This window comes from Kribbella pratensis, from assembly GCF_004366075.1.
GTDB classification, from domain to species: Bacteria; Actinomycetota; Actinomycetes; order Propionibacteriales; family Kribbellaceae; genus Kribbella; species Kribbella pratensis.
Window position 1 is genome coordinate 1 of record NZ_SODU01000006.1, and the last position, 11897, is coordinate 11897.

Sequence of the window (11897 nt, forward strand, 5' to 3'; positions counted from 1 at the left end):
TCGAGGTGAACACGCGACTGCAGGTCGAGCACCCGGTCTCCGAGGAGGTCACCGGGCTCGACCTGGTCCGGGAGATGTTCCGGATCGCCAACGGCAAGGAGCTCGGATACGGCGACCCGGAGATCTCCGGGCACTCGATCGAGTTCCGGATCAACGCCGAGGACGGCGGGCGCGGATTCCTGCCCGCTCCGGGGACGTTGACGCGCTGGCACGCGCCGTCAGGTCCGGGTGTCCGTCTGGACGGCGGGTACGACCAGGGCGAGAGGGTGCCGGGCGCGTTCGATTCACTGGTCGCGAAGCTCATCGTCACCGGGCGGGACCGGACGCAGGCGCTGGAGCGGTCGCGCCGGGCGTTGCGTGAGTTCGTCGTCGAGGGCATGCCGACGGTCATCCCGTTCCACGCCGCGGTCGTCTCCGACCCGGCCTTCGTCGGGACGGACGGGTTCAAGGTCCACACCCGCTGGATCGAGACCGAGTACGACAACCAGCTCACGCCGTACGAGGGCCCGACCGCCGAGGCGCCGTCCGACGCCGAGCGCGAGAAGGTCACCGTCGAGGTCGGGGGCAAGCGGCTCGAGGTCGTTCTGCCCGCCGGGCTCGGTGCGATCGGTGCCGCACCCGCTGCCGGCGGGTCGAAGAAGAAGCCGTCGCGGCGGGCGGGCGGGACGAAGAGCTCGGCCGCGTCCGGCGACGCGCTGACGTCGCCGATGCAGGGCACGATCGTCAAGATCGCCGTCGAGGAAGGCGCGACCGTCGCCGAGGGCGACCTGATCGTGGTCCTCGAGGCGATGAAGATGGAGCAGCCCCTGAACGCCCACAAGGCCGGCACCGTTACCGGCCTCAGTGCGGAGGTAGGCGCCACGGTCTCGGCGGGCGCCGCCATCTGCGAGATCAAGGACTGATGCCCTCCGAGCCCGTGCAGGACGCCGACGACGGTGCGGCGTACCTGCCGGTGCCGGTGATCGATGCGGTGGCGATCGACTGTACGGATCCGGAGCGGCTCGGGCAGTTCTGGCAGGCACTGCTCGGCGGCGAACTGCGTCCCGAGCACGACGGCGTCGTCGAGCTTCACGGCGGACGGGTGCGACTGGACTTCGCGCGGGTCTCCGAAGGCAAACGGGTCCGCAAGAACCGCCTCCACCTGGATCTCTACGTCCCTCCGGACACCAAGGACCGCTCCATCGCCCACGCCCTGAGCCTCGGCGCCACCCGAGCCGACGACATCTACGACGGCGGCCTCTGGCAGGTCCTCCGCGATCCCGAGGGCAACGAGTTCTGCCTGGTCTGGGGCGCCGGCTCGCCCTGACAGCGCCTGTGGTGACCCCCGCTGGGAATTGGTCTGTCGGGATTGACAGACAGTTCTCAGGTTTTCGCTGTAGGTTCCCTGCAGGTGTCTCGGTGAGGAGGGTTACTGCATGTCCAAGAAGACCCATCAGCAGCAGCTGGCGGCGCGGAAGGCGAAGCGGCAGGCTGAGCGGGAGCTCGAGCGGCGGCGACAGCGGCGGAATCTGGGGATCACCATGACTGCGGTCGCGGCGGTGGTCGTGGTTCTCGTGGGGGTTTTCGTGGTGTTCGGGGTGGGTGGCGACGACAAGCCGGCCGCCTCCTCCGCGTCGGCGGCGCCGGAGAACAAGCCGGCCAGCATCCCGACCGCGATGGCACCGGCCCCGAAGCGCGCGACGCCGCTCGCGTCCGAGGTCAACTGCACGTACAAGAAGTCCGCCGAGCCGGCCGCGAAGAAGGTCAACGCGCCGGCCGACGGGAAGGTCAAGGCGTCGGGTACGTCGAAGGTCAGCCTGAACACGTCCATCGGCGACCTGCAGCTCACCCTGGACAGCGCACTCGCGCCCTGCACGGTGAAGAGCTTCCTGAGCCTGGTCGGCCAGAAGTACTTCGACAACACGAAGTGCCACCGGCTGACAGTCGGTGAAGGCCTGCAGGTGCTGCAGTGCGGCGACCCGAGCGGGAGCGGCTCCGGCGGACCGGGCTACAGCTTCGCGGACGAGGTGTACCCGACCCTGAAGTACGGCCGCGGCACCCTCGCGATGGCGAACTCCGGCGCGAACACGAACGGCAGCCAGTTCTTCATCGTGTACGGCGACGCCTCCGGGCTCACCCCGCAGTACACGGCGTTCGGGACGATCGACGAGCCGAGCGTGAAGCTGATCGACAAGGTCGCGGAGGCCGGCGTCACGCCGCAGAACGGCCCCCAGGACGGTACGCCGATCACGCCGGTGGAGATCAAGACAGCATCAGCAGCAGCCTGAGAGAGAACCACCGCGCCGCTCGCCCCCTGCGGGGACGGGCGGCGCGGTGTTGTCAGGCGCGGTGGGTGTTGGCTGTTTCCTTGGCGTCAGGCCAGCAGGTGGTACTGCGAGCGCGGCCACGCCAGGAGCGCGTGGACCTGGGTGATACCGGACTGCTGAAGGAGCTCGACCGATCCCTCACGGAACTTGTAGAGGTTCGTCGCGGGGTCCCGGGTGGTGTTCCAGTTGTAGTCGGCGTACGACTGCATCGCCTTGCGGTAGCGGGGATCCGGCGCGACCGAGTCCAGGATCAACAGGTTCTTGAACCAGATCGAGTTGAACGCCGCACCGTTCTTCGCCAGGATCTCGGGCGTGTTGTAGAACGCCAGCGAGGCGTTGGCGACCGACTTCGCGTCGCGCAGGTACTGGACGTTACCCGTTGCCTTGAACAACAACACGCCGGCGCCGAGCATCACGCCCTGGTTGTAGCTCCACTGCGTCTTCTCGATGTTGCCGGCCAGGTCGATGTGGTCCCAGTACAGCCCGTTCGGCGCGAGCATGCAGTCCTGCGCCCACTGGTACATCCGCTGGGCCCAGGTCAGGTACGACTTGTCCCGCGTCAGCAGGTACAGGTGCGCCCCGAGCTCGGCACCCGGGCCGTTCGACACCGTGTTGCGGTCCTGGCTCCACGGCGCCTGGGTCCAGTACACGCCACCGGCGCACGGGTGCGACGGATCCGTGTCCCAGCCGTGGACGACGAGCGCGAAGATGTCTTTGGCGCGAGCGAGTGCAGCACGGTCACCAGTCCGCTTGAACCGCTGGATCAGGTTCAGCCCGATCCACTCGTTGTCGTCGTAGAACTTGTCGCCGCCCTGACCGTTCGGCGGCCGGACGTACGAGTCGTACCCGGGCGGCGTCGTCCCGGCGTTCCAGTAGAACTCGTACGCCGCGAGCCGCCGATCGGCCTCCGCGGAGCCGGCGCGGCCCGCACCCGGTACGCCGGCCAGGTCCTCGGCCGCGATCGCCGCCTGCGAGTACGGCCAGACGTACGAGTACGGGTTGCTCTGGGTGTTCGGGTACTCCTCCAGCAGCAGCCCCTTGCCGGCGTCGAAGTACTTGTTGATCGCGTCGTACGACGCACGCGCCCGAGCGGCTGCGGTCGGGTCGGTCCCGGCGTCGGCGGCACTGGCCGTGGTCATGTTCAGCGACCCGAGGACCGCGACCGCGAGTACTCCGGCGGCCAGACGAGTTGATATACCAATCTTTCTGCGCATCGGCCTGCTCCTCCTGGGCGGTGGTTGACAGCGATGTCATGTTTAACCGGAGCACAGACACCCCGTCAATGCCTCAGCCATCAGGCACTCGGAGCAGAACGGTTGGTATATCAAGGCGTGCGGGCCGGGAAGCTGATCCACGCGGACCGCAGGTGGAGCCGGATCCGCACCTGGTCGGCCGTCAGCACACGTTTTCCGCGCGACCCGGCCGCCTCGACGGTGAGTGCCCGCCCGCCGCCCGGGCCGACACCGGTCCGTTTCAGGACACGGACGTAGCGGATCGAGCCGACGTCGAAGACCGCCTGCATCTCGGCGGCCGTCCGGGTCACGGTCCACGTCACGTTCGGGTTCCCGTTCTTCGGGTACGCGTCCCAGCCGTCCACCTTGGTGAGCTGGTACGGCGCATCGCCCGCCGCCGTCGCTCCGCCGTTCGACGAGGAGAATTCCGCGATGATCGGATTGCCCTTGTAGAGCCGGACCTGTCCCGCGGTCGCCGCGATCGCGTTGTTCGTCGACGTCTCCTCCGAGTCGTATCCGCCGTACACCTGGCAGGACGTCGTGTCGCACAAGTCATACGCTTTCCGCGCCGCGCGGGCCCGGTGGAACACCGAATAGGTGCGGGCGGCAACGGCCTGCGCCTGCAACGCGGCCGGCCGCCAGCTCGACACCGACTCCCGGGGTACGACACCCCGCAGGTAGTACTCGAGCGGCAGCACGTTCACCGTGTCCAGATGCGCCCCGGACACGTCGATCGCCCGCAGCGCACCGCGATACCGGCGTACGGCGCCACTCGGCAGGACCAGCCCGATCACGGCCGCGCCCTCGAACTGCGCCATCCCCGTGAACGTCTTGTAGAGCTTCCATTTCCGGGTCTTCGCGTCGTACGAGCTGACCTTCGCGCCGTGCTCGCCGTTCGGGTCGATCGACCACTGATTCCTGGTCGATGCCCTGGGCAACGCGTACACCTTGCCGGTGGCCAGCGAGCGGACCGCGAGCCCGCTCACCGCACCGACCCGCACGCCGTCGGTCGTGTCGGCGCTGACCCGGACCCTGATGCTGCCGGTCGCCTTCCCGGTCGTCGTCCCCGGGTAGTAGAAGTCGAGGATCTGCTTCGCCGGCTTCCCCGCCAGCGCCGCACCCTGCGCGCCGTACTGCGACAGTCCGCGGCCGTGCCCGAATCCACGCCCGTTGATCGTCGTGTCCGGCGCCGCGTCCGGGACGACCTCGCGCGCCTGGGCCGTCGCACTGATCGCCGTGGACGACAGCACCACCAGCGCGATCGCACGTTTCCTCATGATGGTCTCCCGTAGACAAGATGGACCTGACGGTCGCGCCGGTCCCAGACCAGCCAGCCACGCTGGAACTTCTGCCGCGCTCCGCCCGCGACCTGATAGGCATCCGTGATCGGCAGCCCGAGCCGCGCGCTGCCGGCCCCGAGCCGCCGGTACCGGGTCCGGAAAGCGCCGGACGTGGAATGCGGGCCGGTGGCAACGGAGTAGAAGACGTCGCGGGTGCCGAAGTACGTCGCCCAGCCGGTCCGGGTCCGGTGCTCGCCCCAGAACGGCTGGCCGAGGCTCCGGAAACCGAGTTTCCGTGCGTACTCGTAGATCGGGGTCGAGAAACTCCCGCTCATCAAGGTGTTCACGCGCTGCTTCAGCCAGCCGAGCTTGTTGTAGAGCTGGGTTCCCGGGCACGCGGTCGCCTTGGTGTCGCGGTGTCCGGAAACCGTGTGCAGGCGGCTTCCGTCGAGCAAGATCGTGGCCAGCGGCGACCGGTAGTTGGCGTCCAGTTTCCACGCGATCACACGGGCCGTGGACTCCAGCATCGCCGGCGGCGGTGCCGTCTGCTCGAAGTTTCCGATCACCGCGACGCCGAACGAGTTCGCGTTGAACGACGACGTGTGCGCGCCGAGCACCGGCAGCTGCGCACCGCCGTACCGGCCCTCGAAGACCCGGCCGAAGCGGTCGACGAGGAAGTTGTACCCGAGGTCGCACCAGCCGCGGCTCTTCACGTGGTACGCGTACATCGCCCGCACCATCGCCGGAACCTGCGTGCGGGTGTAGTCGTTCCGATCGGCGGTGTGGTGGACGAACGCCGCCAGCACAGTCTTCGTGTACTTCGGCCGCACGCACGAGGCACCGTTCAGCGCGCGGAGCCTTTCGTCCGCGCCCCACCGTTTCCGGCTCACCATCAACGGCATCGGGTACGGCGCCCTGCTCGACGCCGCCTCGATCGGGCCGCCCGGCTCCTCGGAGTCGGAGCCGAGCACGCCGGGCTGGATCAGCACCACCTTGGCGTCGGAGACCGCCCCGGCAGCAGTCACCGCACTCGCCTGCACACCCGTGGCGTTACCGACCCACAACGGCTCGGTGCCGGCGCGCTCAATTCCTTCGGGCTCCGATGGATCGGGACCGTGATCGTCCTCGATCTGCAGCGGCTGCCAATCGGTCCATTGCCCGTCACGTTGGACGCGAACCTTCGCCGTCACTCCCTGGACGCCTGCGGGCCAGGTGATGCCGACCATGCCGAACGGTGTGGTCACGGCTCGGACGGACGGGCCGTCGAGCGGGATCTCCTGGTAGGAGCGATCGGGCGGCTCGTGCGGTAGCGGGACCAAGGCAGCCGCCGTCAGCACGAGCGGCACTAGTCGCGCAGTCTTGCCCATGGCTGTATTGCCCACATTTGGCCTTCCGGCGCGGGGACGGACAGTCGCTGGGCGGCGCGCTTCTCGATTATGCGCCGACGGTGACCGCTTTCCCGGGATTACGTCACCCTGCGTGGCGTGGCCCGTCTTGAGGGGTTGGATAGGCTCTCCCCAAAGCCCCCGAGAGAGGCCCGACATGGAATTCATCCTGATCATCGCCGTGGTGGTGATCGCGGTTCTGGCGTACCGCTCGTACCGTCGGACCCAGCTGCAGACCAAGCAGCAGCACGAGATCACGGCCGCCGAGCTCGAGTCGGTGAAGCGGACCGCCGACGAGGACATCACGCGGTTCGGCGAGGAGCTGCAGGACCTCGACCTGGAGATGGTCGGCAAGGACCTCGGCGACGGTGCGCGGCAGGACTACCAGCGCGCGCTGGACTCCTACGAATCCGCGAAGCAGGCCGTCGGCCAGGTCACCGAGGCAGATCAGATCAAGCACGTGATCGAGATCCTCGAGGACGGCCGGTACGCCGCTGCCTGTGTGCGCGCCCGTGTGGCCGGCGAACCGCTGCCGCAGCGTCGCCCGTCGTGCTTCTTCAACCCGCAGCACGGCCCGTCCGTGGTCGACGTGATGTGGGCGCCGCCAGGTGGCGCGCAGCGCGAGGTGCCGGCCTGTGCGGCCGACGCCGAGCGGGTCCGCGCCGGCGCCGAGCCGGACGTCCGCAAGGTCATGGTCGGCCCGCAGCGGGTGCCGTACTGGGAGGCCGGCCCGGCCTACTCGCCGTACGCGCAGGGCATGTTCGGCGCGCTCGGCGGTGTGATGACCGGCATGTTCCTCGGCACGATGCTCGGCGGCATGTTCGCCGGCGGCGGGTACGGCGACTACGCGGCCGGCTATGACGGCGGCGGAGACTTCGGCGGCGACGGCGGAGGCGATGGCGGCGGTGACGGTGGGGGCGACTACAACCCGTTCGACGGTGGCGACGGCGGCGACGGCGGCGGCTTCGACTTCGGCGGCGGAGACTTCGGCGGCGACTTCTAGAGCGTGAACGCGACAGGGCCCCGGTGACCAGCTGGTCACCGGGGCCTTGTGCTGTCCTCACTCGCCGAACAGCGGCGGGATCGCCTCGTCGGTCCGGAGGTAGTCGACGGGGTCGGTGAAGGTGCCGGGCACCCTGCCGAGGCCCTTGATCACAGTCGACGCTCCTCCTGCGTGGCCTACGGCGTACAGGTAGGCCGAACCCGTCTCCTTGTCGATCGCGGTGAGCAGGGTGCTCTGCACGCCGCACCTCTGGGCGACCAGGTTCTCGAACGTCTGCCAGGTGGACGTGCGGAGCTTCTTCACGACTGGCAGCACCTTGGGATCCCGCGCGATCCGGATCGTGTACAGGGCACCGCCGCGGGCGTTCGCGAGGAAGGTGTCGTAGGTCTTGGTCTGGCTGATCAGCGTCATCGTCTTCACCGACGCGAAGCCGGTGTAGCGGGCCAGGTCACCGTACTCGCCGCTCCAGCGGTACATCACGCCGTCGTTCCGCAGGCCGTACGTGGCCCTCCAGTAGGGCGCGCCCGGGACGGAGTAGACCGAGGTCTGGACGACGTGGTAACCCTGCCAGCCCTTGCTGCCGTTGCTGATCCCGTTCTGCGGCGTCCCGTCGGACTTGGTGCCGTACCAGGCCGAGTACAGCGCCGAGTTGAGCACGAGCTCACCGCTGGTGGACCTGCCGGACGGCGGTGTGACTCGCGTGGTCTAGGTCGCGCTGAACTTGGCGACACCAGGAGTGAACAGATGAGGGCCGGCCGTGCGCTTGGAGGTGATCGGTGCCGTCGCGGTGACGTCGGTGTTGGCGATGTCACCGCCGCTCGTGATCGATCCGACGGTCATCGTGCAGGCGGCGGACGCGGATGCGCTCGCCGTAGTGGCGGGAAGAGTTGCCAGGGACCCCAGCAGTACGGCGGAGGCCGCGACCGCGGAAGCGCGCTTCAGGCTCATCAGAGGTTCCTTTTGTGAGTTTCTCACTCGCCGAACAGCGGGGCGTTTCCCTCGGCGGTGTTCAGGAAGTAGACCGGGTCCTTGAAGTCACCGGGCACCTTGCCCAGGCCCTTGATCACGGTCGAGGCTCCGTTGGCGTGACCAACGGCGTACAGGAAGGCCGAGCCGGTGTCCTTGTCGATGCCGGCAAGCAGCGTGCTCTGCGTGCCGCACTTCTCCGCCACCAGGTACTCGAAGCCCTGCCAGGTCGAGGTGCGGACCTTCTTGACGATCGGCGTACCCGTGACCGGGATGTGGATCGTGTAGAGCGCGCCGCCGTTCGTCGTGGCCAGGAAGGTGTCGTACGTCGGCGTCTCGCTGATCAGCGCCATCGTCTTCACCGACGAGTAGCCCGGCCAGCGCGTCACCACCCGGCCCGTGTACCGGTAGAGGACCCCGTCGCCGCGCAGCCGGTAGTCCGCCGTCCGGTCGACCTTGCCCCAGTACCACGAGGACTCGATCGCCTTGTAGCCGATGTACCCGACGCCGCGGGACTTCAGCGAGGTGAACGGCTTGCCCGCGGAGTCCACGCCGTACGCGCCGGCGTACAGAGTTCCGCTGACGATCACGTCGCCGTACACCGTGTAGTCCGCCCCGACGCCGAGCGAGTCGGTCCAGGTCGAGGCGAGCTTCGCGAGTCCCGGGGAGAACATGTGCGGGCCGGTGGACCGCTTGACGGTGGCCGGCGAGGTCGCGGTGACCGTGGCGTTGGCCATGTCCCCGGCGGCCGTGATCGAGCCGAGGTTGATCGAGCAGGCGGCGGTCGCGCCGGCGGTCGCGGTACCGGCTGCGGTCGCGGTGCCGGCCGGCAGTGCGGCCAACCCGCCGAGGAGCAGAGCGGAGGCCGCCGCTGCGGAAGCCCGGTTCAGTTTCATCGAAATGCCTTTCAGGAGTGGTTATTCGCCGTTGCGAGGTGGTGCGCCGTCGAGGCGCCACAGTGAGACGAGGGGGTCCTTGAAGGTGCCGGAGACCTTGCCGAGGCCCTGGATCACGGTCGACGTGCCGTTCGCGTGCCCGACGGCGTACAGGTAGGCGCTGCCGGTGTCCTTGTCGATTGCCGTGAGCAACGTGCTCTGCGTGCCGCAGCGCTCGGCCACGAGTGTCTCGAAGCCCTGCCAGGTCGAGGTGCGGATCTTCTTCACGGTCGGCTGCAGCCGGGTGTCCGCGGGAATGTGGATCGTGTACAGCGCGCCGCCGCGCGTGGTGGCGAGGAACGTGTCGTACGTCTTGGTCTCGCTGATCAGCGTCATCGCCTTCACCGCGGAGAACCCGGCGTACTGGCGGACGTTCTTCCAGCTGGTCCAGCGGAACAGGACGCCGTCGTTGCGCAGGCCGTAGCGCGCGATCCGGGTCGCCGGCGAGCCGTAGGTGGCCTGTTCGAACATCGTGAACTTGTCCCAGCCGCCCCCGACCGGATTCTGGTAGTTGTACAGCTCGCCGGTCATCTCGTCGTAGCCCCAGGACACCTGGTACAGGTGTGATCCGAGGACGACGTACCCGTCGTTCGAGCCGGCGTCCCAGCGCCAGGTCGAGCTGACCCGCGCTGCTCCTGGCGAGAACAGATGAGGTCCGGCGACGGTCTTCGCGGTCGGTGGCGTCCCGGCAGTGATGGTCGTGTTGGGCGCGTCACCGCCGCTCGTCACCGGCTGGAGCTGCATCTTGCAGGCAGCCGACGCGGCAGCGGTCGCCGTACCCGGGGCGATGGTGGTCAGTGCACCCAGCAGTACGGCGGCCGTTGCTGCGGTGGAGGCTCGTCTCAGGTAGCTCTTCACACCTCAGACGATGCAGCCTCCGCCGCCAAAGTTGCGGCGAGTTGATCGAGCTCAGCTGCGGAGGTGCAGGCGGCGGGCGGCTTCGGCGACCGAGCCGGAGACCGAGGGGTAGACGGTGAAGGCCTGTGCCACCTGGTCGACCGTCAGGCGGGCGCCGACGGCCAGCGAGATGGGGTGGATGAGTTCGCTGGCTCGCGGGGCCACCACCACACCGCCGACGACGATGCCGGTGTTGGGGAGGCAGAAGAGTTTGACGAAACCGTCGCGGACACCCTGCATCTTGGCGCGGGCGTTGTCGGCCAGCGGCACCTTGACGACCATCGCCGTACTGCCGCCCGCGTCGACGACCGCCTGGGTCAGGCCGACCGTCGCGATCTCGGGGGCCGTGAAGACGTTGGCGGAGACCGTTGACTGGTCCAACGGGGTGACGGCATCGCCGAGCGCGTGCGCCATCGCGATCCGGCCCTGCATGGCGGCCACCGAGGCCAGCATCAGTACGCCGGTGCAGTCGCCGGCCGCGTAGACGCCGCGGGCCGTGGTCCGGGAGACCCGGTCGACCTGGACGAAGCCGCCGTCGGTCAGCGACACGCCCGACTCGACCAGATTCATGTCGTCGGTGTTCGGCAGCGAGCCGACCGCGAGCAGGGCGTGCGAGCCCTCGACCTTCCGGCCGTCGGTCAACGTCACCACGACACCGTCGCTCTGCCGCTTGACCGACTCGGCCCGGGACTTGCCCAGGACCGTGAGTCCGCGCCGCTTGAACACGTCCTCGAGGACTGCTGCCGCGTCAGCGTCTTCACCGGGCAGCACCCGGTCCCGCGACGACACCAGGACGACGTCGCTGCCGAGCGCGTCGTACGCGCTGGCGAACTCCGCACCGGTGACACCGGAGCCGACCACGATCAGCCGCTCGGGCAGTTCGTCGAGCTCGTAGACCTGCTCCCAGGTCAGGATCCGCTCGCCGTCCGGCTCGGAGCCCTGGAGGATGCGAGGCCTTGCTCCAGTGGCGATCAGGATCACGTCGGCGTCCAGGCGCTCGTCGCCGACGACCACGGTCTCCGGCCCGTCCAGGCGGCCGCGGCCCTTGACGATCCGGACCTTGTCGCGGTCCAGCCGGCGCTCGATGCCCTCGGACTGGGCGGTGGCCAGCGCCTTCACCCGTTTGTTGACGACGGAGAGATCGACACGCACGGAGTTCGCCGGGTCGTCGTCGCCGTCGTCCAGCCGGACGCCCAGCTCCCCGGCCTCCTCCACCTCGGTCATCACCTCCGCGGTGGCGATCAGGGTTTTGCTCGGTACGCAGTCGGTGAGCACGGCGGAACCGCCGATCCCGTCGGAATCGACGACCGTCACCTCCCCGCCCAGCTGGGCGGCCGCACTGGCCGCTTCGTACCCGCCTGGACCGCCTCCGATGATCACAACTCGCGCCACGGGAGGTCATTCTTCCGTATCCTCTGATTCCGTGACCCTGTACGCCGCGTTTGCGTCGAATCTGGACCCGAACCTGATGTCCGAGCGGTGCCCGTACTCGCCCCTGCGCGGGACCGGCTGGATCACCGGCTGGCGCCTCACCTTCGGCGGCGAGGAGCTCGGCTGGGAGGGCGCGATGGCCACCGTGGTCGAGGACCCGGCCGACCCCACCAACCAGGTCTTCGTGGCGCTCTACGACATCCACCCCAAGGACGTCGAGCGCCTCGACGAGTGGGAAGCGATCGACCAGGGCATCTACCGCAAGATCCAGGTCCGGGTGCAGACCCTGGACGGCGAGCAACTGGCCTGGATGTACGTCCTGAACGCCTACGAGGGCGGCCTGCCCTCGGCCCGCTACCTGGGCATCCTGGCCGAGGCCGCCGAGGCGGCCGGGGCACCCGACGACTACGTGGCGGACATCCGCTCACGGCCTTGTCAGTCGTCGGGTCATTAGAGTGCCCA

Annotated in this window: 13 protein-coding genes; 5 read left to right on the top strand and 8 right to left on the bottom strand. The window is 68.8% G+C overall.

What is annotated here, in order from left to right:
- From EV137_RS39475 to EV137_RS39485, 3 genes are all read left to right on the top strand, one after another.
- Window positions 1-902: biotin/lipoyl-containing protein (locus EV137_RS39475; RefSeq protein ID WP_134133282.1), on the top strand; the 902-nt coding region annotated here is incomplete at its 5' end.
- On the top strand, window positions 902-1306 hold the full coding sequence (locus EV137_RS39480) for a VOC family protein (RefSeq protein WP_134133284.1): 405 nt from the start codon (window positions 902-904) through the stop codon (window positions 1304-1306). The genes EV137_RS39475 and EV137_RS39480, both read left to right, overlap by 1 nt.
- A 109-nt stretch (window positions 1307-1415) precedes the next feature.
- Window positions 1416-2267 carry a peptidylprolyl isomerase gene (locus EV137_RS39485; protein WP_134004047.1) on the top strand — a complete coding sequence of 284 codons (852 nt, stop codon included), beginning with the start codon at window positions 1416-1418 and terminating at the stop codon, window positions 2265-2267.
- 86 nt (window positions 2268-2353) lie between these two features.
- Here EV137_RS39485 and EV137_RS39490 read toward each other — a convergent pair whose 3' ends face one another.
- The 3 genes from EV137_RS39490 to EV137_RS39500 form a co-directional block, all read right to left on the bottom strand.
- Complete coding sequence (locus EV137_RS39490) at window positions 2354-3520, bottom strand: glycoside hydrolase family 76 protein (RefSeq protein WP_134133285.1); 1167 nt, start codon at window positions 3518-3520, stop codon at window positions 2354-2356.
- A gap of 110 nt (window positions 3521-3630) precedes the next feature.
- Window positions 3631-4815 (bottom strand): SpoIID/LytB domain-containing protein, encoded by a 1185-nt coding sequence (locus EV137_RS39495; RefSeq protein WP_134133286.1) that lies wholly within the window; start codon window positions 4813-4815, stop codon window positions 3631-3633.
- A complete protein-coding gene (locus EV137_RS39500; RefSeq protein WP_134133288.1) occupies window positions 4812-6185 on the bottom strand; it encodes a peptidoglycan recognition protein family protein in 1374 nt (457 codons plus the stop codon). Before EV137_RS39500 ends, EV137_RS39495 begins: the two co-directional genes overlap by 4 nt.
- 175 nt (window positions 6186-6360) lie before the next feature.
- On the opposite strand from EV137_RS39500, the gene EV137_RS40930 reads away from it, so the two are divergent.
- Window positions 6361-7206 (top strand): hypothetical protein, encoded by an 846-nt coding sequence (locus EV137_RS40930; protein WP_166680157.1) that lies wholly within the window; start codon window positions 6361-6363, stop codon window positions 7204-7206.
- A gap of 57 nt (window positions 7207-7263) precedes the next feature.
- Here EV137_RS40930 and EV137_RS39510 read toward each other — a convergent pair whose 3' ends face one another.
- Genes EV137_RS39510 through EV137_RS39530 form a run of 5 tightly spaced genes read right to left on the bottom strand, consistent with a single transcriptional unit; the run spans window position 7264 to window position 11396 of the window.
- Window positions 7264-7863 (bottom strand): hypothetical protein, encoded by a 600-nt coding sequence (locus EV137_RS39510; RefSeq protein ID WP_134133289.1) that lies wholly within the window; start codon window positions 7861-7863, stop codon window positions 7264-7266.
- Window positions 7864-7911: 48 nt separating this feature from the next.
- Window positions 7912-8154 (bottom strand): hypothetical protein, encoded by a 243-nt coding sequence (locus EV137_RS39515; protein ID WP_134133290.1) that lies wholly within the window; start codon window positions 8152-8154, stop codon window positions 7912-7914.
- Between the two features lie 23 nt (window positions 8155-8177).
- Window positions 8178-9068: a hypothetical protein gene (locus EV137_RS39520; protein WP_238175867.1), complete on the bottom strand. Its 891-nt coding sequence runs from the start codon at window positions 9066-9068 to the stop codon at window positions 8178-8180.
- Window positions 9069-9089: 21 nt separating this feature from the next.
- Window positions 9090-9965, bottom strand: coding sequence for a hypothetical protein (locus EV137_RS39525; RefSeq protein WP_238175868.1), 876 nt, complete (start codon window positions 9963-9965; stop codon window positions 9090-9092).
- Window positions 9966-10016: 51 nt separating this feature from the next.
- The gene (locus EV137_RS39530) at window positions 10017-11396 is read right to left on the bottom strand and encodes an NAD(P)H-quinone dehydrogenase (RefSeq protein ID WP_134004039.1); all 1380 of its coding nucleotides are present in this window, start codon (window positions 11394-11396) and stop codon (window positions 10017-10019) included.
- A 31-nt stretch (window positions 11397-11427) separates the two neighbouring features.
- On the opposite strand from EV137_RS39530, the gene EV137_RS39535 reads away from it, so the two are divergent.
- Complete coding sequence (locus tag EV137_RS39535) at window positions 11428-11889, top strand: gamma-glutamylcyclotransferase family protein (protein WP_133785189.1); 462 nt, start codon at window positions 11428-11430, stop codon at window positions 11887-11889.
- Window positions 11890-11897: the final 8 nt, after the last annotated feature.

Coding starts and splice junctions, on each gene's coding strand:
- EV137_RS39480 (WP_134133284.1), top strand. CDS start 902: ATGCCCTCCGAGCCCGTGCAGGACGCCGACGACGGTGCGGCGTACCTG.
- EV137_RS39485 (WP_134004047.1), top strand. CDS start 1,416: ATGTCCAAGAAGACCCATCAGCAGCAGCTGGCGGCGCGGAAGGCGAAG.
- EV137_RS40930 (WP_166680157.1), top strand. CDS start 6,361: ATGGAATTCATCCTGATCATCGCCGTGGTGGTGATCGCGGTTCTGGCG.
- EV137_RS39515 (WP_134133290.1), bottom strand. CDS start 8,154: ATGAGCCTGAAGCGCGCTTCCGCGGTCGCGGCCTCCGCCGTACTGCTG.
- EV137_RS39495 (WP_134133286.1), bottom strand. CDS start 4,815: ATGAGGAAACGTGCGATCGCGCTGGTGGTGCTGTCGTCCACGGCGATC.
- EV137_RS39520 (WP_238175867.1), bottom strand. CDS start 9,068: ATGAAACTGAACCGGGCTTCCGCAGCGGCGGCCTCCGCTCTGCTCCTC.
- EV137_RS39490 (WP_134133285.1), bottom strand. CDS start 3,520: ATGCGCAGAAAGATTGGTATATCAACTCGTCTGGCCGCCGGAGTACTC.
- EV137_RS39500 (WP_134133288.1), bottom strand. CDS start 6,185: ATGGGCAAGACTGCGCGACTAGTGCCGCTCGTGCTGACGGCGGCTGCC.